Source organism: Flavobacterium sp. I3-2 (genome assembly GCF_013389595.1).
GTDB lineage: Bacteria > Bacteroidota > Bacteroidia > Flavobacteriales > Flavobacteriaceae > Flavobacterium.
This window is the reverse complement of sequence record NZ_CP058306.1, coordinates 2,244,737-2,266,709: the sequence shown is the minus strand read 5'-3', so window position 1 is coordinate 2,266,709 and position 21,973 is coordinate 2,244,737. Positions and strand designations below refer to the sequence as shown.

17 protein-coding genes are annotated in these 21,973 nt (G+C 30.4%); 9 read left to right on the top strand and 8 right to left on the bottom strand.

Going from position 1 to position 21,973, the window contains the following annotated elements; translation table 11 throughout:
- The first annotated feature begins 43 nt into the window (after window positions 1-43).
- Window positions 44-373, top strand: coding sequence for a PadR family transcriptional regulator (locus HW119_RS10700; RefSeq protein ID WP_177764248.1), 330 nt, complete (start codon window positions 44-46; stop codon window positions 371-373).
- 4 nt (window positions 374-377) lie between these two features.
- Window positions 378-1,919 (top strand): PspC domain-containing protein, encoded by a 1,542-nt coding sequence (locus HW119_RS10695; protein WP_177764246.1) that lies wholly within the window; start codon window positions 378-380, stop codon window positions 1,917-1,919.
- A 146-nt stretch (window positions 1,920-2,065) separates the two neighbouring features.
- Here HW119_RS10695 and HW119_RS10690 read toward each other — a convergent pair whose 3' ends face one another.
- The 5 genes from HW119_RS10690 to dapF all read right to left on the bottom strand — a co-directional run bounded on the left by HW119_RS10690 (window position 2,066) and on the right by dapF (window position 5,625).
- Window positions 2,066-2,224: a hypothetical protein gene (locus HW119_RS10690; protein ID WP_177764245.1), complete on the bottom strand. Its 159-nt coding sequence runs from the start codon at window positions 2,222-2,224 to the stop codon at window positions 2,066-2,068.
- Window positions 2,225-2,330: 106 nt separating this feature from the next.
- Window positions 2,331-2,984: a transglycosylase family protein gene (locus HW119_RS10685; RefSeq protein ID WP_177764243.1), complete on the bottom strand. Its 654-nt coding sequence runs from the start codon at window positions 2,982-2,984 to the stop codon at window positions 2,331-2,333.
- A 278-nt stretch (window positions 2,985-3,262) separates the two neighbouring features.
- The gene (mltG, locus tag HW119_RS10680) at window positions 3,263-4,300 is read right to left on the bottom strand and encodes an endolytic transglycosylase MltG (RefSeq protein ID WP_177764240.1); all 1,038 of its coding nucleotides are present in this window, start codon (window positions 4,298-4,300) and stop codon (window positions 3,263-3,265) included.
- A gap of 3 nt (window positions 4,301-4,303) precedes the next feature.
- Window positions 4,304-4,831: a GNAT family N-acetyltransferase gene (locus HW119_RS10675; protein ID WP_177764238.1), complete on the bottom strand. Its 528-nt coding sequence runs from the start codon at window positions 4,829-4,831 to the stop codon at window positions 4,304-4,306.
- Window positions 4,831-5,625, bottom strand: a complete 795-nt coding sequence (dapF, locus tag HW119_RS10670; RefSeq protein WP_177764236.1) for a diaminopimelate epimerase — start codon at window positions 5,623-5,625, stop codon at window positions 4,831-4,833. The genes HW119_RS10675 and dapF overlap by 1 nt, the downstream gene beginning before the upstream one ends.
- A gap of 135 nt (window positions 5,626-5,760) precedes the next feature.
- On the opposite strand from dapF, the gene HW119_RS10665 reads away from it, so the two are divergent.
- The 5 genes from HW119_RS10665 to HW119_RS10650 all read left to right on the top strand — a co-directional run bounded on the left by HW119_RS10665 (window position 5,761) and on the right by HW119_RS10650 (window position 13,683).
- Window positions 5,761-7,155, top strand: a complete 1,395-nt coding sequence (locus HW119_RS10665; protein ID WP_177764234.1) for a S1C family serine protease — start codon at window positions 5,761-5,763, stop codon at window positions 7,153-7,155.
- A 96-nt stretch (window positions 7,156-7,251) separates the two neighbouring features.
- The gene (locus HW119_RS10660) at window positions 7,252-8,700 is read left to right on the top strand and encodes a glyceraldehyde-3-phosphate dehydrogenase (protein WP_177764232.1); all 1,449 of its coding nucleotides are present in this window, start codon (window positions 7,252-7,254) and stop codon (window positions 8,698-8,700) included.
- A gap of 115 nt (window positions 8,701-8,815) precedes the next feature.
- A complete protein-coding gene (locus HW119_RS10655; RefSeq protein ID WP_317171484.1) occupies window positions 8,816-12,577 on the top strand; it encodes an AAA domain-containing protein in 3,762 nt (1,253 codons plus the stop codon).
- The gene (locus tag HW119_RS16850; protein ID WP_317171483.1) at window positions 12,552-12,773 is read left to right on the top strand and encodes a hypothetical protein; all 222 of its coding nucleotides are present in this window, start codon (window positions 12,552-12,554) and stop codon (window positions 12,771-12,773) included. The genes HW119_RS10655 and HW119_RS16850 overlap by 26 nt, the downstream gene beginning before the upstream one ends.
- Before the next feature lie 82 nt (window positions 12,774-12,855).
- Window positions 12,856-13,683: a hypothetical protein gene (locus tag HW119_RS10650; protein WP_177764230.1), complete on the top strand. Its 828-nt coding sequence runs from the start codon at window positions 12,856-12,858 to the stop codon at window positions 13,681-13,683.
- Between the two features lie 58 nt (window positions 13,684-13,741).
- On the opposite strand, the gene HW119_RS10645 is transcribed toward HW119_RS10650, so the two are convergent.
- Entirely contained in the window at window positions 13,742-16,003 is a 2,262-nt protein-coding gene (locus tag HW119_RS10645; protein ID WP_177764228.1) for an aconitate hydratase, read from the bottom strand.
- A gap of 152 nt (window positions 16,004-16,155) precedes the next feature.
- Between HW119_RS10645 and HW119_RS10640 the strand changes: the two genes are divergently transcribed.
- Together HW119_RS10640 and HW119_RS10635 are read left to right on the top strand one after the other, a co-directional pair.
- A complete protein-coding gene (locus HW119_RS10640; protein WP_177764226.1) occupies window positions 16,156-16,791 on the top strand; it encodes a hypothetical protein in 636 nt (211 codons plus the stop codon).
- An 11-nt stretch (window positions 16,792-16,802) separates the two neighbouring features.
- Window positions 16,803-17,396, top strand: coding sequence for a hypothetical protein (locus tag HW119_RS10635; RefSeq protein ID WP_177764224.1), 594 nt, complete (start codon window positions 16,803-16,805; stop codon window positions 17,394-17,396).
- 57 nt (window positions 17,397-17,453) lie between these two features.
- Here the strand turns inward: HW119_RS10635 and HW119_RS10630 are convergent, their stop codons facing one another.
- A complete protein-coding gene (locus HW119_RS10630) occupies window positions 17,454-20,216 on the bottom strand; it encodes a bifunctional aconitate hydratase 2/2-methylisocitrate dehydratase (protein ID WP_177764222.1) in 2,763 nt (920 codons plus the stop codon).
- Between the two features lie 382 nt (window positions 20,217-20,598).
- Window positions 20,599-21,966: a peptidylprolyl isomerase gene (locus HW119_RS10625; protein WP_177764220.1), complete on the bottom strand. Its 1,368-nt coding sequence runs from the start codon at window positions 21,964-21,966 to the stop codon at window positions 20,599-20,601.
- Window positions 21,967-21,973 lie beyond the last annotated feature (7 nt).

The following is a 21,973-nucleotide window of genomic DNA, read 5'->3' as shown; positions in this document are numbered from 1 at the left end:
TTGCTTTACAATAAATAAGATATATCAATAAAAAATACGTTCTATGAATATTGAAAACACTAAAGCCCAAATGCGAAAAGGTATTTTAGAGTTTTGCATTCTTTCTCTTTTAAAAGATAAAGATTGTTATACTTCTGAAATACTGGATATGCTAAAAGACGCAAAATTGTTAGTAGTTGAGGGTACGATTTATCCACTTCTAACAAGACTAAAAAATGATGATTTATTAAGTTATCGGTGGGAAGAATCAACTTCAGGTCCACCGAGAAAGTATTACAAATTAACAGAACAAGGCGAAAGTTTTTTAAAAGAGCTAGCCCTAACCTGGACCGAATTATCAAATGCTGTAAAACTAATAACCGAAAAACAATAAAACAATGAATAAAACAGTAACCATAAATATAGCCGGATTATTTTTTCATATCGATGAAGATGCGTATGATAAATTAAGCAATTATCTACAAGCCATAAAAAATTCATTAAATACTGATGGAAAAGAAGAAATCATAAATGATATAGAAAGTCGAATTGCTGAAATTTTTTCTGAAAAAATAAATCCAAAAACGGGTGTTATTAGCATGCTTGATGTAGATAATATCATACAAGTAATGGGACAGCCAGAAGATTATCGTTTGGATGATGAAAATGAATCGCAAAGTCAAACTGAGCAAAATTCAACCAATGAAAACTATATTAAAAGACCAAGAAAACTATTTAGAGATGGAGAAAAAAGAGTTTTAGGAGGTGTTTTATCAGGTCTTTCTAATTATTTTAATATTGATGTCGTTTGGATTCGAATTTTGTTCATCTTATTGATTTTTGTTTATGGATCTAGTATAATCATCTATCCTATTCTATGGATTATTATTCCAAAGGCTAAAACAGTTTCGGATATATTAGAAATGAAAGGAGAGCCAGTAAATATTTCAAACATTGAAAAACAAGTTAGAGAAAACTTTGATCAAATTGGTAATAATATAAGAAACATTGACACTCAAAGATTTAAAGATGCTGGAACAAAACTTAGCGAAATAATTCTAAAACTATTAGGAATAGCTTGTGTTTTCATCGGGTCGATGGGAATGATTGGATCAGCAATTATGATATTTGTTTTTAACACAATCTCATTAGCTAAATTTAATAATTTTCCAATTGAAGAAATCGTTAAACTTGGATATCCAACTTGGATGATTTTAACCTCAGTTTTCCTTATTGCATTTATTCCTTCATTAATTATTTTCATAACAGGACTAAGTTGTTTATATAAAAATATTAAATATGTGGGACTAATTTCAATTTTACTTGGTTTTACTTGGGGAGCAGCTATTATTTGTTTCAGTGTAATCATGATTGAAGTTGAATCAAAAAACGATCTTATCAAAAAATTTATTGACGATACAAGTAAAGTTACTGTAGTTAAGAAATCTTTAGATCATATCACAAATGATACTTTAAAAATTGACTTTATTCGTGATCCTAGGTTTTACGGAATGAATGATTCGTTAAGCAACGGTAAAATTTATAAAGAAGAAGATGATATTGAATTTGAAATTAAATCAACTACAAATCAGGATGGATATTTTGAAATTATAACAGAAGCTTCATATTCAAAATCTAGTTCAATTGTAATTAATAACAATTCAGGAAAGGCCTCAATTACAGAAACACCAACAATGCTAGAATATTACTCAAAGATTGATAATAATAACATCGAGTTTGCAAACGCTATTTTAACAGAAAAAAACAATCTAGATAAATACAATAATTCTGTTAAAATTATATTATATTTACCTAATTCTAAAATAGTTAGAATTAACAAAACCAACGATATTTCTTTTGATTACAATAACAATATCCAAAGTGGAATTAATTTTTATAAACTAATTGATGATAAACTAGAATGCGTAAGTTGTGACTAATTAACTAAACTAAAAAAATAAATTATGATACTATTAAATTTAATCAACATGATAATTGATTTCTTTATAGGATTGATTTCAATATTATTATGAGAAATAAAAAAAGAGAACTAAATTTAGTTCTCTTTTTTATAAAGCAAAATTTCTTAAGCTTTTCTCTTTGCTGCTTTTTCTTGCATTAAATCTCTAGCTCCACCGATTGCCCAGTAGAAAACGAAACCAACTAAGAAAAACATTAACCAGAATCCCATTGTTAAAATGCCCATTCCGATTAAGAAAGCAATGTACTGTTGAAACTCAAACATGTCTTCCGGAATTTTTTGTATACTTTCCAAAGGTACATCAACAATTACAATTTACCAAAAAAAAAGCTCCATTATTTCTAATGAAACTTTTTGCTAATTTCTTACATTACATAACCATCGCTTGTTTGTCTTCGGTTATATTTGAAGTATCGTATCCGGCAAATTTTTTTATATAGTGTTTTATATTTGTACCATAACCATCACTAAAACTAACTGTACCATTTGATCTTAAAAAATCTTGAACAGAACCTGCTCCACCCAAATGAGCTGCGGCTAAAATTCCTGATTCAGTTATTAAAACGCCACCTACTCTTTTACCTTGGTACTTTAAAATTTCTTTTCTTAATATCCATTTGTTAATTTGAAGTAAAGCTACAAATGCTTTTTCTTGCATGGCTGGATTATCAAGAAATTCTTGCGAATCATTTATCCCTATCGTTTTTAAAGCAGATTTACCAAATTGATATTTTCCCATATAACCATAAGAATTTACAATATCATATTCTCCTGCTGACTCTCTTTCTGCAAGAGCCTCTTTAAATTCAATAAAAGATTTACTTTTTGTAATTGGAATTACTTTGTAATTATCAGCTAGTAATTTTTCTGAAACCTCATTTTCTGTAGGAACATGATAAGTAATATTTTCCTTTGCTGTAGTCAAAAATTTAGAAATCGACTCTGTTTCATACTTTTTAAAAGCAGATAAAACTAAAACTATTAGAGTAATAATTCCAATAAAATAAGAACATTTTTTTATCATTAAATTTGTTTTCTCAAGCCCTGTCACTACTTGATATTAGCAGTGCAAATTTACGACTTAAATATCAAACCAATATTAAATCCGACTCTTTAACTCATTTTTTAACACTTCACGAAAACTAAATAACTAACAATCAATTATTTACAATGATTAAAAAACATCACTTTTTACTTGTTTTTAATAAAAATTTTAGTTAAATTTTTTGCTCCTCATTCATAACACAACCATCAAAACGTCATACTCAAAAAAAAATAGCACCTAAAAAGATGCTATTAAATTTATTGAATATTATTCTTATCTAACCAAGCTGAATATTTATCTCGATTAACATTATGTTGTGCTAAATTTTCTGCAAATTCATGATATCCCATTCTTTCAACACTTGCACAGAAGAAAATATAATTATGTTTTTCTGGATTTAAAACTGCATCTATTGAACTAATATCAGGCATGGCAATTGGTCCTGGAGGTAAACCAGTGTACATGTAGGTATTGTAAGGCGAATTTAATTTCAAATCTTTTAAATAAACTCGTTTAATTATTTGTTCAAAATCGTTTGAAAGTAATTTTTTAGAATAAACCACTGTTGGATCAGCTTGTAAAAGCATTCCTTTTTCAAGACGATTTAAATAAGCTCCCGCAACTTTTGGACGTTCATCTACTTTTGCAGTTTCTTTCTGTACAATTGACGCTAATGTAACAACTTCTGTAGGAGTTAATCCTAGCTTTTTTGCTTTTGCTTTACGTTCTTCATTCCAAAAACGATTATATTCTTTTTGCATTTGGTTTCGAACTTTTAATGGTGTGGTATTCCAATAGAATTCATACGTATTAGGAATAAACATGGAAAGAACGTCATCTTTTGTAAAATTGTTCTCTTTTAAAAATTCTGGATCGGTAAACACTTCAATCAAAGCAAGTGAATCGGGTTCTATTTGAGATGAAATTCTTGAAACTAATTTTTCAATTGTTTCTTGATTATTGAAAGTTAACTTAACAGGAACATTATATTTCAAGGCTTGAATCATATCGTAATTAGACATTCCTTTTTTCAACAAAAATCTCCCTGGAAAATAACCTTGGTCGAAACTAACTTGTTGAAAAACGGCATCGAATTGTTCAAAATCTTTGACATATGGCGACAATATTTTTTTTACATCTTCATGCGTACTGTTTGTCGGAAAAGTTACATAAACTTCTCTTTCTTCAAAAGCTGTATTTGATACAAAAGTTTTATTATAAAGCGTATAACCATAGATTAACAATCCAGTCATTACTACTACAAGAAGTATAGCTACAAGATTTTTAAGTTTCATTAATTAGTTTTTTATTAATTGATACAAAGCTTCGTCTTTTCGAATATCTCCTACTTTATTCCAAGCTTTTTTAGTTCCTATTTTTTCGAATCCAAAATTAGAAAAAAGCTTGATACTTGCCGAATTATCAGTGCTAATATTAACATAAATTTGATATACATTTAAGTACTCAAAAACATATTCAATTAACAAACCAACAGCTTCATTTCCAAAACCTTGTCTTCTATCTTTGGTAGCAGAAATTACAATTCCCATTCCTACACGTTCATTTTTGGGGTCAAAATCAAATAAATCAATCAAACCAACCTGTGAATTTGTTTCTTTATTTACGATTACTAGTCGCAATTGTTTTACTTCATAAATATCTAAATGTGCATTTTCTAGATATTGTCGAATCAAAAATTTACTATAGGGAGTTTGTGTATGTGAAACTTCCCAAAGAGATTCGTCATTTTCGATTTGATATATAAAGTCTAAATCTTCGGGTTCGAGCGCTCGTAAATAACAACTATTTCCTATTAATGTTTTCATTATAAATCAACAATTATATCGCTTTCAAAAACTTTCTTTGCTGGTCCAGATAAAATAACATTTTCATAAAATCCAGCTTCATTTTTATCAAACGAAACATTTAACATTCCGCCAGGAACTTCAATCTGAATAGATTTTTTATTTGTAATTTCATTTTCAAACATCGCAATTGCAACTGCTGTAGCTCCTGTTCCGCAAGAAAAAGTTTCATCTTCAACTCCACGTTCATATGTTCGAACTTTGAAGTAATTGTCTGAAATTTTTTCAACAAAATTTACATTCGTACCACCAGGTGCATAAATATCAGCATATCTAATTTCTTTACCTTTATTATATACATCGTAATTTTTAACTTCATCAACCATTTGTACATGATGAGGTGAACCAGTGTTCAAAAAAGTATATTTTTCGCTTTTAGAAATTTCTTGAACATCAATCATTTGTAAAGAAATAATTTCATCACTAATCTTTGCATGATGCAATCCATCAATCGCTTTAAAAGTACATGAATTAGAAATTATTTTTAATTGCTTTGCAAAGGCAACCAGACAACGACCTCCATTTCCGCACATCGTACTTTCATTTCCATCAGAATTGTAATAAATCATTTTAAAATTGGTTTCCAAATCATTTTCAATCAAAATCAAACCATCACCACCAATTCCAAAACGTCTATCACACAAAAAAGCAACAAGTTTGGTATTTTCTTTAGGAAAAGATAAATCACGATTATCAATCATGACAAAATCATTTCCTGTACCTTGATATTTAGAAAAATGTAAATTATATGTCATCTTAAATTCTTATTAAGACACAAATTTAGTAATATTTAATGAGTCGTTAAAGATTGTTAACAATAGTTAAACCGTTTTTAAGATTTATACATAATATTTAATTTTAATCCTAATTTTAAAAACAATAGTTATTCTATGAAAAACATATCAACTATTTTCTTTACTTCTTTGTTAAGCGTCATTCTGACAATTATAACCTATAAACTTTTAATAGAAAATGATTTTTTAGGAATAGAAAATACCGAAACTATTTCAAATTCAACAAAAAACACATCTAAATCAAGTTATGAAGCTCCAAATTTAACTGTTGCAGCCAATAAAACCATCAATCATGTGGTTCACGTAAAAAACGTTTCTTACAAAACAAGTTCAAGAAACTCGTTGTTTGATTTTATTTATGGGTACGAAAGTAGCCGCCAAATGCAACCACAAATCGGAACGGGTTCTGGTGTTATCATTTCAGAAGATGGTTATATTGTAACGAACAATCACGTTATTCAAGGAGCTAATCAATTGGAGATAACATTAAATGATAACCGTTCATTTCCTGCAACTTTGATTGGAACAGATCCAAAAACAGATATTGCTCTCTTAAAAATTGATGTTCCAGAAAAACTTTCTTATGCAACCTTTGCAGATTCAGATGCAATCGAAGTTGGCGAGTGGGTTTTAGCCGTAGGAAATCCTTATAATTTAACATCAACAGTAACCGCAGGAATTATTTCTGCCAAAGCTCGAAATCTTTCAGAAGATGGAATTCAATCTTTCATACAAACTGACGCTGCAGTTAATCCAGGAAATTCAGGCGGAGCTTTGGTAAACACAAATGGAGAATTAATTGGAATCAACACGCTGATTTCTTCAACAACAGGTTCATACGTTGGATATTCATTTGCTGTTCCTTCAAATATGGCAAAAAAAATTGTAGAAGATCTTTTAGAATTCGGGAATGTTCAACAAGGAATTTTAGGTGTTCAAGGGTATGAATTGAACCGACAAATTGCAAATGCAAAAAATATTGATTTAGCTCAGGGATTTTATATCGAAGAAGTAAATTCAAATTCTGGTGCAGCAAAAGCAAATATTCAAAGTGGCGATGTCATTACAAAAATAGATAACAAGCCTATAAAAAATTTCTTAGAATTAAATGCTGCAATTGCCACAAAAAGACCAAATGATAAAGTCAAAGTAACTTTAGTTAGAAACAATAATACACAGGATGTTTTAGTACAACTTTCAAAAAAAGAAACACAGAATATTTCATTTAATGGTTTTGAACTTGAGAATTTAAATGAAAAAGAAATGCAATCATTAGGAATAAATTATGGTGTAAAAATCAAAAACATCACGAACGAAAACTACAAACCTTATCTTAACGAACTAAAAAATGCAATTATTTTAACAATAAACGGACAAAAAATCTCAAATACTGAAATGGCAAACGAACTCATTTCAAGAATAAGTAACAAATCAAATGTTCGATTTGACATAATAACTAGAAATGGAGAACGATTAAGAATTGTTTTGTAAATGCAAGAAAATAATAAATCTTATTGATTTTAAACTATGTTTATACAATAAAATTTAATAATTTTGCACGACTTAAAATAACAACACAATTACTTTATGGAAAATAACGAATTATACGAAAAAGAATTAGCATTCCAAGCTGACAGAAGAAAAGCTTGCGTTGAATTCATTAAAATCGTTAACGATTTATGGTACGATAAATCTATTGAATTAGTACTTTTTAGAAATCAATTAATCGACAGAAGTGTAAGCGATATTATTAACTACCATGAATACGCTGCAAAATTCGTTGAGAAACCAATTAATGTTTTTGATACGGTTGAAATTGCTCGTGCAATCTTAACAACTGACTTACCTCCAGCACGTATTGATATTGGAAAATTAACTTACGAATATCATTTAGAAGATGATAAATACAATGATGCAAAAGCATTTGTTGTTGCTAAGTTAAAAGATGCTAAAAACTCAGAAGAAATCAAACCTAAAGATGTCGTTTTATATGGTTTTGGTCGTATTGGTCGTTTAGTAGCTAGAGAATTAATTTCAAAAGCTGGAAAAGGACAACAATTACGCTTAAAAGCTGTTGTTACTCGTGATAAAAACACAGCTGAATCTTTAGAAAAACGTGCTTCTCTGTTACGTTATGATTCAATTCACGGAGATTTCGAAGGTTCAGTTTCTGCTGACATCGAAAACGAAACGTTAATCATTAACGGAACGAGCGTAAAAATGATTTCTGCTGCTCAACCAGAAGATATTGATTATACAAAATACGGAATTAACGACGCTTTAGTTATTGATAACACAGGAGTTTTCAAAGATGAAGCAGCTTTATCTCGTCATTTAAAATCAAACGGTGCAACTAAGGTTTTATTAACTGCTCCAGGAAAAGGTGTTCCAAATATCGTTTACGGTGTAAACCACAAAGAATATGATGTTGATGCAACTCCAATTTGGTCAGCAGCTTCTTGTACGACAAACGCAATTACACCAGTTTTAGCAGTTGTTGAAGAAGAATTAGGTGTTGTTAAAGGACATTTAGAAACCATTCACGCTTATACAAACGACCAGAATTTAGTTGACAACATGCACAAAAAATACCGTCGTGGTAGAGCAGCTGCATTAAACATGGTAATTACTGAAACTGGTGCTGGAAGTGCTGTTGCAAAAGCATTACCTTCTTTAGCCGGAAAATTAACTTCAAACGCTATTCGTGTTCCTGTTCCAAACGGTTCATTAGTCGTTTTAAACTTAGAAGTTGGTAGAGAAACTTCAGTTGAAGAAATTAACCAAATCATGAAAAAACACTCATTACAAGGTGAACTTGTTGAGCAAATAAAATATTCAATTAATAACGAATTAGTTTCTTCTGATATTGTTGGTACTTCTACTCCATCAATCTATGACAGCCATGCAACTTTGGTTTCTAAAGATGGAAAAAGTATCGTATTATATATTTGGTACGATAACGAATACGGATATTCGCACCAAGTAATTCGTTTAGCTAAACACATCGCTAAAGTTAGACGTTACGTTTACTATTAGTAGGTTAGAAATAACCAAATGATATATTATAACCTCGATTTTTTCGAGGTTATTTTTTTTATATCAAATCAACAACTATTTTTTATAACTTTAATTTTCATTTGATAAAACCAATATGCAAAATTTTAGTTCAGAATTATTTGAATCATTTCAGAGTAAACTTAAAACCGGAAATCGTCGTGGTGTGCATTTAAATGCAATTCCGGGAAATTCGCGTTATAAATTTGATATTGCTAAATTAAGTGCCATTTTTAAAAGTTTACCCGAACGTTTTATTCTTGATTTGTTGACGCAACGAAATATGAATTTTCGTTTTTCGATTTTCGACAAACCAAATACTGAAAACGAAAATCAACATAAAATTTCAAATTTAAATTTCGAAAATATTGACGAATCAACCGATGTTTTGTTGTCTGAAGATTTAAAAAAAATTACACAAAACATTGAAAATCTGATTTTTCAGAACGAAGTTATCCAATCCGAAAAAGGAATCAATACTTTGGGTTTCGGTTTTCCGATTTTAATTCGTCGCGATTTAAATGATGGACAAATTACAGCTGCGCCCATTTTAATTTGGTCGGTGAAAATGAAACAATTGAACGAAATGAATACTTGGGAAATTTCGCGTTCTGAAGATGACCCAATTTATTTAAATGAAGTTTTGATTAATCATTTACAAAGTGATTGCGGAATTATCTTGGAAAAAATTCCGGACGAAATGCTTGAAGATGGTAAAATTGATAAAACCGAATTGTTTCAGATTTGTACTAAAATTTTAGAACAACTTAAAATCGAACAAAACATCGATTTTTTATTAAGTAATTATGAGGAAATTCCGCAAATAAAGGCAAAATCATTTTACGAAGAAAAACTGACAAAAAAAGGCGATGGATTAATTTTAAAATCAGGTTTACTTTCACTTTTTGAAGTTCAAAAACAAAACATCATAAACGATTACGATGCGTTAAAATCTAATTTTATTCCGATTGAAACGAACTCAAATACCGATTTTCAAACTTTTAGTGCTATTCAAACCGACCCGTCGCAACAGCAAATTCTAGAAAGTTTAAAATCAACAAATAAGATTTTAATTCAAGGTCCGCCCGGAACAGGAAAAAGTCAAACATTAACCGCGTTATTGATTAATGCACTTGAAAATAAACAAAAAACCATTGTAGTTTGCGAAAAACAAACCGCGCTTGAGGTTTTACATAATGCTTTAAACGAAAAAGGTTTAGGTAAATTTTGTGTATTGATTAAAGATTCAGTTACGGATAGAAAAACAGTGGTTCAAGCAGTTCGCGAAATTGTGGACCAGCCAGGTTTTAAAAAATCTGACGAAATAAAAACGGCGGTTATTAGCTTAGAAAATGCTGTAAAAAGTTTATCGGACTCGAAACAAAAAATTAATGCATCGCATCACAAATTAAATAGTACTTTAATTAATGATAAAAATTGGACTGAAATTATCGGCTCGTTGTTGGTCTATGAAAAGTTGAAACAAGAAATTGATTTGGATGGATTTTCATTTGAATTTTCAGATGCGGAATTTAATCAATTGAACGTTTTAATTGAAAAAGGCGAATCGTTATTTCGCAATTACAAAAAAATTGAAGAAAAAACCTTTTTAAATTGGAATGCATTAATCGATGAAAACTATTTTTCGGCACAAACAAAGATTGATAATTCACTTGAAAACTATCAAAAACTTTGGAATGAAATATTGACAAAAATTAAAAAATATCAACTGTTTTTTAATGAAAAACGAAAAGCTGAATTTATTGAAAAACTGGAACAAGCAAACCAAATAATTAATGAAGTTGAATTATTAAACGCAACGTTACCAACCGATTCTGCTGTTTTTAATTTAGAAAAAACAAGTGGCTTTTTTTACAAATTTTTGAGCTTCTTTTCGAGTTCAAAAAAGAAAGTCTTACAAACACAAGAACGTTTACAAAATTTAAGCATCGAAATTAAGAAATTAAGTCAAGAAAAATATTTAGAAACTATCGAAATTACTTCTGATTTAAAGCAAAATGTAAATGAGATTTTAAATTATAATTCGAAAATTGATGTAGCTAAAAGTAAATTTGAACCCGGAATTTTAGACGAATTTTCACAGCTCAATTTTATAACCATTTACGACAAAAGCATTATAAATTCTGAATCAGAAAACATTTCGAATCTGCTTAAATCTTTAATCAATCAATTAAAATCAGAACAAATTGTTTTAAATTTTGAATTGATTTCAACTTTTGTTGACTTAAAAATAAACATCGAAAAACTGTTTGAAAATTATCAAACTTATAAATCTCAAAATGAAAATTTATTTTTAATTGAGTACGATTGGTTTGTATTTTATAACCATTTAAATTCATTTCAGAAATCGATTCTAGAAAAACTAAAAAATATAGATTCATGGGAAGCTAGTTTATTCTTTGTTTATTTCTCTAAATTATTGCAAAAAAATGCAGACAATAGTTTGCTTACGGATAATCTTGAATATTCAGAATTTGCTAATAAACTAAGTTATTTTGGAATTGTTCAGAAAGACTTTATCAAGTATTTTTGGGATAAATCACAACGTGAAATCGTTAAACAATTTGAAAATGCAAACAAAGATTTAACAGTTGCGAATTTGTACAACAAGCGAAGCAGTGTTAATCACAAACGTTTAACCTTACGTCAAATTGTTGCTAAAGATATTGATGTTTTCACGACGTTTTTTCCTATTATTTTAATTACACCTGATAGCTGTAGTAATCTTTTTCAGGGCAAAAATTTTTATTTTGATTATGTGGTCTTTGACGAAGCCAGCCAATTAAAACTCGAAGATAATTTACCTGCGATGCTAAAAGGTAAAAAAGTTGTTATTGCTGGTGATGAACATCAAATGCCGCCTTCAAATTATTTTAGTCGCGTGTTTGATGGCAATATTGACGATGAAGATGATATTGAAACCGAAAATTCGGAAACTGAAATTATAAATGCAGTTTCAAATATCGAATCGCTTTTAGATTATGCTTTGGAATTTAACTTTGAGAAGAATTATTTAGATTTTCATTATCGTTCAAAACATCCGTATTTAATCGATTTTTCAAATGCAGCTTTTTATCAATCGCGTTTGAAACCACTTCCGTCTAAAAACGATAAAAAACCAATTGAATTTTTTCAGGTCGATGGCATTTTCGAAGAACATATTAATATCGAAGAAGTAAATAAGGTTATCGACATTCTAAAAAATATCGAACCTTTAGAAAACGGAAATTATCCATCTGTCGGAATTGCCACATTTAATATTACCCAACGTAATTACATCAAACGTACCATAAATCAGTTGGTAAACAGCGAAGGAAATGAACTTTTTAGAAATAAGATTTTAGCACTTGAACAAGCTGGATTATTTATTAAAAATCTTGAAAATATTCAGGGTGATGAACGCGATATTATCATCATTTCAACAACTTACGGACGTAAAAAAAGCGGCAAATTCGTACAAAGTTATGGTCCGATAAACCATTCTAAAGGTTACAAATTATTAAACGTAATCATCACTCGTGCAAAAGAAAAAATATACATCTGTAATTCTATTCCAGAAGAATTTTTTCAGAATTATAACGATGCGTTAAAACAAGAAAAAAGCAATAATCGTAAAGCGGTTTTATATGCTTATTTGGCATATTGCAAGGCGGTTAGTGATGAGAATAACGAAAAACGTTTGGAAATTTTATCCCATTTAGCTTCTTACAATGTCAATGAAACGATGCATAATTCAAAATCAAATGTGTTGTTAGATGAAATTTATTCGAATGTAAAAGCACATTTTCCGAATTCTAAAACTGAGAAAAAAATTGGCTTATGGTGGTTACGAAATTGATATTTTATTCGAAAACGAAAATAGAAATCCAATGGCCATTGAATGTTTAAGCAAACCTAATTACGACCATCAATTAGCTTATTTAGAAGACATTCATAAAGAACGTATTTTAACAGGAAATGGTTACAAATATCACAGAATTTGGAGTCACAATTGTTGGCAAAATTTAAACATAGAATTAAAAAAATTAAATTGATTTTTAAACGATATTAATATTTAAATAATCAACAAATTAAAACTTGCACAAATTGATTTTAAATAGAATTGAAATTGAGTAAATGAAAAAAACAGAACTCAAGTTTTACAGAAAAAACGCAAGAATAACTGCCGAAAATAAAGATAAAGTAAACGTTATACTTTACAGTATAATTTTTCTGTTTATTATTTTTGCATCTTACGTAAAATCACCTAATGCTACATTAATTGGCTTCGGGATTGGTTGTTTTGTAGTTTTACTTGTAAAAACCAAAATTCCAAATCTGTTACTTTGCTTTATAATTGGATTAATTTTAAGTGTTTCAACATATTTTATTGAAAACATACGGTTTCTCTTAGTTTTATTTATTTTCATTTCAACATTTCCATTTATTGCATTTTTAAAATGCGCTAAATTTTCTGATATCTTTAAACCTAAATATTCTAGAGATTTAGCTGATGAATTTTTCGTTTTTAATACTACTTATATTGAGTTGCACGCAAATAAAATTCCAGGAAGTAAATTTAATTTTAATCGTTTTCATTTAATCCAAATTATTGATATTCGTTTTTTTAGAATTTATAAAAACAATTTTGAAATTTATACAGATTCTGAAATTTATTATTCATTTGGTTTAAAAACAAAAGAGATTGAAGAAATTAAAATATTTATTTTAGGTAATTTCTCTCATCTATTAGAAAACGAAGAATCAAAAAAAGCAAATAAGAATATTCAAATAAAAATTGCAATAAAATTTTTAGCTCCTATTTTAATTGGTAATATTGTTTTCTTTGGACTTATTTCTCAAAAAGCAAACATAGCTATTTTGTCTCATCCATTAGTTGTTTTAATTACTACAGGACTTTTTGTATATTTAACTTATTTAATTGTAAAGAAATTTTTAAAATGATATAAATCAAAAGCCAGTCTAAAATCGACTGGCTTTTGATTTATAATAGAAAATTCAATTATTTTCCTGCAGCAATCAAGTTTAATGCAGAACCTGCTTTAAACCATTCGATTTGTTGTTCGTTATACGAATGATTGGCAACAATTAAATCTTTAGAACCATCCTTATGGACAAATTCTAAAGTCAACGTTTTACCAGGTGCAAAATCAACTAAATCTAAAAAGTTAATGGTATCGTCTTCTAAAATTTTATCATAATCTGCTTCGTTAGCAAACGTTAAAGCAAGCATTCCTTGTTTCTTTAAATTGGTTTCGTGAATACGTGCAAACGATTTAACCAAAACAGCCATTACACCTAAATGACGTGGTTCCATAGCCGCATGTTCACGAGAAGAACCCTCACCGTAATTCTGATCTCCAACAACAATTGTAGGAACACCAGCAGCTTTATAAGCTCTTTGAACCGCAGGTACTTCGCCATAAACACCCGTTAATTCATTTTTAACCCAATTGGTTTTATGATTAAATGCATTTTCTGCACCGATTAACATATTATTAGAAATATTGTCTAAATGTCCACGGAAACGTAACCAAGGTCCAGCCATAGAGATATGGTCGGTTGTACATTTTCCGAACGCTTTAATTAACAATTTAGCTCCCGTAATATTTTTACCATCCCAAGGTTTAAAAGGTTCTAACAATTGTAAACGTTGTGAAGTTGGAGAAACAATTACTTCGATTGCTGAACCATTTTCAGCTGGAGCTTGAAAACCTGGATCATCAACAGCAAATCCTTTTTTAGGTAATTCGTCACCAAATGGCGGTTTGAATTTTACCTCTTCACCATTATCATTAATTAAAGTATCTGTAATCGGATTGAAATCTAAACGTCCCGAAATTGCTAAAGCAGCAACCATTTCTGGAGAAGTTACAAAAGCATGGGTATTCGGATTTCCATCGGCACGCTTAGAAAAGTTTCTATTAAACGAATGTACGATGGTATTTTTTTCTTGTTTATCAGCACCTTCTCTATCCCATTGTCCAATACAAGGTCCACAAGCATTCGTAAATACTTTAGTTCCCATTTTTTCAAAAGCTTCTAAAATTCCATCACGTTCTATCGTAAAACGAATTTGCTCAGAACCTGGATTGATTCCAAACTCAGCTTTTGGTGTAATTCCTAATTCAACCGCTTGGTTTACGATAGAAACTGCACGTGACATATCTTCGTAAGACGAATTGGTACAAGAACCAATCAATCCCCATTCTACTTTAATTGGCCAATCATTTTTCGCTGCTTCTTCTTTCATTTTAGAAACAGGTGTTCCACGATCCGGTGTAAAAGGTCCGTTAATATAAGGTTCTAATTCCGATAAATTGATTTCGATTAACTGATCAAAATATTGTTCTGGATTTGCATAAACTTCAGCATCTGCAGTTAAATACGAGGCAACCTTATCGGCAGCATCTACCACATCTTGACGTCCGGTTGCAGAAAGATAACGACGCATCGAATCGTCATAACCAAAAGTTGAAGTTGTTGCTCCAATTTCAGCGCCCATATTACAAATCGTACCTTTACCGGTTGCAGACATCGAAAGTGCACCTTCACCGAAATATTCAACAATAGCTCCAGTTCCACCTTTTACAGTTAGAATATCAGCGACGCGAAGAATCACATCTTTTGGAGCAGTCCAACCGTTTAGTTTTCCAGTTAATTTCACTCCGATTAATTTAGGAAATTTCAATTCCCAAGCCATTCCAGACATTACATCAACAGCATCTGCACCACCAACTCCGATAGCTAACATTCCCAATCCACCAGCGTTTACTGTATGTGAATCGGTTCCAATCATCATTCCTCCAGGGAAAGCATAATTTTCTAATAAGATTTGGTGGATAATTCCTGAACCTGGTTTCCAAAAACCAATTCCATATTTGTTTGTTACTGATGATAAGAAATCGAAAACTTCTTTAGATTGCGAATTTGCAACTGCTAAATCTTTTTCTGCACCAACTTTAGCTTGAATTAAGTGGTCGCAATGAACGGTTGTTGGTACAGCCGATTTTTCTTTACCAGCGTGCATAAACTGTAACAAAGCCATTTGAGCCGTCGCATCTTGACAAGCAACACGGTCTGGAGCAAAATCAACATAATCTTTACCTCTTTCAAATTTTTGAGTCGGAACACCTTCCCATAAATGTGCATATAAAATCTTTTCGGAAAGTGTAAGTGGACGACCAACCAATTCGCGTGCTTTATCAACGCGAGCAGGCATTTTATCGTACACTTTTTTTATCATTTCAATATCAAAAGCCATAATTATTTTTTTTGAGTTTAAATTTTTAAAATACATCTACAATTTACCAATTATTATTAGAATTTGCTTTTAAAAAAATGTTAACTCCCTCTATTTAAAATGATTCTATTTATAAATATTTTTAGTACCTTTAGTTAACCAACTTTATACTTATGAAAAAAATAGTAATAGCTTTCTTATTGTCTTGTGTTTTTTTTAAAATGTCCGCACAAGATTTAAAAACGTTCGAACCTTTTATTCGAAAAAATTTCCCTGAATTTATAAAACATTTTAAACTTAAAAATTTTGATAATTTTAAATCAAATGGAGAAAAGAAAATAAATTTTACAGAAGATTCGCTAGATTTAACTAACTACACTTTTAAAGAATGGAATGAATACATAAAACTTTACAAACCTTTTCTAGATTACAATTCTAGCAAAGATTTTTACATTGATTTATATAGTTCAAAAGTAGGTTTGAGAAAAAAGAATCGTAAATATTATGGTTCATATGATGCGGATAGTGAATTAAAATTAGGAATAGTTAAAAATCATAAAACTTATAAACTTTCTAGTTCAGGTCCTTCAGGCGCTTTTGTAGAAGCAAAATGGGTCGATAACGAAATGGCAATAATTTTAGCTTATTCGGAAATTGGTTATCGAGATTTTTGCCCTAGTATTTATATTTTAGATTTAAAAAATAAAACACTTATTTATTATTCAGATGAAAAAAATCTAGCAGATTCTTTTTACCAAAATAAAAAATCGAAACCAAAAATTTACGAAGATTTAGAAGATGACAATTAAAATCAAATAAAATGAAAACACTTATTACACTCATCTTATTCATCAGTTTTATGAAAGTTTCTGCACAAAATTTAAAAACGTACGAACCTTTTATTCGAGATAATTTTTCTGAATTATTAAACGAATTTCCACATTTAGATTTTGACAATTTTGTTATTGAAACTTCATCTGAAATTGAAAATGATGACTTTCCACCATTTGAAATTGATGATTGGAATTTATATTTACAAAATTCTGAAGAATTCATCTTGTATAATCCGTCTAAAACCTTTGCTGTCGATTACAATTCTTATGGTGATGTTGATCAAGAAACAGATCTTTTAGAAATTGGAACTCGTAATAAAACAAGGATTCATTTTTGTGGTTCATCTTGCGCTTTCAACGATGGAAAATGGGTTAATGATTATATTCTTATTTTATCAGGAGGGCAAATAGATTATGACTCTTATGATGAATTGACTAAAAGTTATAGAGTTTATGCTATGATTATGTTAGTTGACTTAGCAAATAAAATCAATACCATTTATTTAGATAAAGAAGATTTTATAAATAATATAACAGCTATCAAAAGCTCTAATTATATAATAAATCAAAACTTATATTAAAAAAAACGAGGTAACCTTTACAGCTTACCTCGTTTTGTATTTATGAATTTCTAGAAATTACTTTGTAGAAATTGGTTTAAATTTTGTCAAGTTGATTCCTTCAACTGCCGTTTTGTATTCTTCGATAGAAGGCATACGACCTAAGATTGCAGATAAAACAACAACTGGAGTTGATGCTAATAAAGATTCTCCTTTTTTACCTTCTCTGTCCTCAACGACACGTCCTTGGAATAAACGCGTTGAAGTAGCTAAAACAGTATCTCCTTTTTCTGCTTTCTCTTGGTTACCCATACATAAGTTACAACCAGGACGCTCTAAGTACATAATGTTTTCGTATTCTGTACGAGCAACCGATTTAGGTAATGCATCAGAGAATTCGAATCCAGAGTATTTTTGTAACATTTCCCAGTCACCTTCAGCTTTTAACTCATCGATGATGTTGTACGTTGGAGCAGCAACAACTAAAGGTGCGTTGAATTTAACTTCACCATTTTGCTTTTCTACATTACGTAACATTTGAGAAACGATTTTTAAATCGTCTTTATGAACCATACAAGAACCTACGAATCCTAAATCAACTTTCTTATCACTTCCGTAGTAAGATAATTCACGGATTGTATCGTGCGTATAACGCTTAGAAACATCCGCATTGTTTACGTCTGGATCAGCAATCATCGGTTCTTCGATTAAGTCTAAATCGATAACAACTTCAGCGTAATATTTAGCATTTGCATCTGGAGTTAAAGCTGGTTTATCACCCGATTTAATTTCCTCGATACGTTTGTTTGCTTTGTTGATTAATCCTTGTAAAACTGCATTGTGATTATCCATACCTTTATCAATCATGATTTGGATACGAGATTTAGCAATTTCTAACGATTGGATTAACGTATCGTCTTGAGAAATACAGATAGAAGCTTTCGCTTTCATTTCTGCAGTCCAATCTGTAAATGTAAACGCTTGGTCCGCTAATAAAGTTCCGATATGAACCTCAATGATACGACCTTGGAATACGTTTTCACCATCGAATTGTTTTAACATCTGAGCTTGTGTCGCGTGAACCACATCACGGAAATCCATAAATGGTTTCATTTCACCTTTGAAAGTAACTTTTACAGACTCTGGAATTGGCATAGAAGCCTCACCTGTTGCTAAAGCTAAAGCTACCGTACCTGAATCGGCACCGAAAGCAACACCTTTAGACATACGTGTATGTGAATCACCTCCGATAATGATAGCCCATTCGTCGATTGTGATATCATTTAATACTTTGTGGATAACGTCAGTCATTGAATGATAAACTCCTTTAGGATCACGTGCTGTGATTACACCAAAGTCATTCATAAATTTCATTAATTTAGGGATGTTTGCTTGTGCTTTTTTATCCCAAACTGATGCTGTATGACATCCCGATTGATATGCTCCGTCAACAATTGGAGAAATAACTGTAGCAGCCATTGACTCTAATTCTTGCGCTGTCATCAAACCTGTAGTATCTTGAGAACCTACGATATTAACCTCAACACGAACGTCAGAACCTGCATGTAATACTTTACCGTCTGCAACACCAACTGCATTTTTGTTGAAAATTTTCTCCACAGCAGTTAATCCTTGACCTTCGATAGAAACTTCTTTAGAAGGAGCGAAAACTACAGGAGCAGTAACACCTAAAGTTTTAGCTGCAAACGTTTGTATTTTTTTACCGAAAACAATCGCATAAGATCCACCAGCTTTGATAAACTCCATTTTTTGAGGAGTCAAAGCTTTAGAAATATCGATTAATTCTTCAGTTCCGTTATATAATTTTTTTGTTTTTGTATTGATTGTTAAAACCGTTCCAGTTGCAACCGAATATACTTCTTCTAAAACTGGATCACCAGCTTCGTTACGAACTACATCACCGTTAGCATCTGTTTTTTTAACCCAGTTTTTAAGGTCTAATCCAATACCACCAGTTACATCAACTGTAGTTAAGAAGATTGGAGAAATTCCGTTTGTACCTGCAACAATTGGCGCGATGTTCACGAAAGGAACATAAGGAGAAGCTTGTTTACCTGTCCATAAAGCCACGTTGTTAACACCTGACATACGAGAAGAACCAACACCCATTGTCCCTTTTTCAGCAATTAACATTACTGAAGCCTCTGGATGTAATGTTTGTAACGCTTTGATTTCAGCCTGAGCTTCTGGTGTAATCATACATTTACCGTGTAATTCACGGTCAGAACGCGAGTGCGCTTGATTTCCTGGAGATAATAAATCTGTTGAAATATCACCTTCAGCGGCTACAAAAGTAACTACTTTAATTTCTTCGGCTACGGCTGGTAATTCAGTAAAGAATTCAGCTTTTGCATAGCTTTCTAAAATATCTTTTGCGATAACATTATCCGCTTGGTAAGCTTCTTTTAAACGATCCATATCTGCATCGTATAAGAAAACTTGTGTTTTAAGAACTTTAGCAGCTTGCTCTGCTATTGCCACATCATTTCCTAAAGCTAAGTCTAAAAGAACCTCGATTGATGGTCCACCTTTCATATGAGATAATAACTCAAATGCATAAGCTGGTGTAATCTCTGCTACAGCAACTTCGCTTAAAGCGATTTCTTTTAAAAATTTAGCTTTTACACCTGCTGCAGGAGTTGTACCTGGTAACGTGTTGTAGATAAATAATTTTAAAGATTCTGCTCTATCTGCATTATTAACATCTTTAATTTGTGCAATAATTTCTGATAATAATTCTGCACCATCAATTGGTTTTGGGTGTAAACCTTGACCTTTTCTCTCTTCGATTTCGTTTAAATAATCCTTGTAAAGGTTCATAATTGTTTATTTGTTGTTTATGTAGTTAACGATAAAGTAGGTCCTCAACCATTAACCGTAAAATTATTTACTTCAGTTATAAATTCAATTTTAAACTTTAGAAAAAAACCAGAAACTAATTGTTTAAAAAATTGTTCTAATCTTTTACGAGTGCAAAATTATAAAAAGTAATTGAGATTTAAAAATTTTTAATAAAACCTTAGTTTAAAAGAATTATTAATTACAATACTCACATTTCTATACTTATTATATAATTTTTTTAGACCTATAATTATTGATAATTAAAAAATTTATTGTTTTTTTAACTATTAAATATTAGATGGTTACTCTTTTTATGAAAATAAAAAAAGTCACCAAAATTACATGGTGACTTTTCTAAAATTTATTTTATCCAATTTGCTGATAATTCACAATTTTTATAATCATCGGCAATTTTAATGTAGGTATCTTCTATGACACTTTCAACCCATTTATCAACAGCTTCTTTCTTTTTATTTCTTAAAGCTACTTCACGAATTTTCATATAATCCAAAGTATAATCTGCTGGATGTTCTTCAAACTTATCCGTTACTTGGATGATTCTATAATAATCTCCAGTTGACCCTGGTCTATCTGCAACAAACCTAGGAAGTGAAATCTCATTAACTTCTAAATTAGAAACCATTGAATAAAAAATAGGATCTTCAATACGATTGATTTCAAATTTTGGGTCTCCTGTCGATGGGTTTGTAACTAAACCTCCGTTTAATCTATTTTCTTTTTTATCTGAAACAGTTAACGCTGCTTCTGCAAAAGTCATTTCTTTATTTAGGATACTATTTCTAATCTTTTCGATTTTTTCTTTTGCTTCTACAACTGCTTCTGCACTTGCTTTTGGTGTAATTAAAATATGACGTAATGTCAATTTTGGACCTTCAATTTTTTCTAAATAAATAATGTGATATCCAAATTCTGTTTCAAACGGCATAGAAATCTCGCCTTCTCTCAAACTAAAAGCAACTTCTTTAAATTCTTTTACAAAAGGATCTTTCTTTGTCATGGTCATTAAACCTCCTGTAGAAACCGAACCTGTATCTTCTGAATAAGCAATTGCTTTGTTATGAAAACTAGATCCATATTGAATAACATCGTCTCTAATTTCATTTAAACGATCTATTACCTTTTGTTTTTCTGCTTTTGAAATTTCAGGTTTTATAATAATCTCTGCAAGTTCAACTTCTTTACCAACAACAGGTAACTCATCTTTTGGAATTCCGTTATAAAAACGTCTTACTTCTTCTGGTGTAATCTGAATATCTTTAACGATTTCATTTTGCATTGCTTCTGCTAACTTATTTGTACGAACTATATCAAAAAAATAAGCTCTAAAATCTTCATATGATTTTTTGTTGTAAGCTTTCAATGTATTTTCCATCGAACCGAAATTCTCAACCATTCGATCAGCTTGAGTATCTATAAATGCATTAACTTCAACATCTGTTACTACCAAACTATCTTGAATTGCTTGATGTGCCATCAATTTACTTTCTAATAGAATATTAAGAAAATAACATTTCGACTTATCTGAAACATCAACGCCTGATGCTTTTGCTTGGATGTATCCCTGCTCGATATCAGATTCTAAAATAAAATTTTCACCTACTACAGCTATAACTCCATCGATGCGTTTTTTTTCTTGAGCGGAAAGTGAATTTATCACCAAACCAAAGAATACTGCAATAAGAGCAATATTTTTATTAATTAAATTCATATTCTAT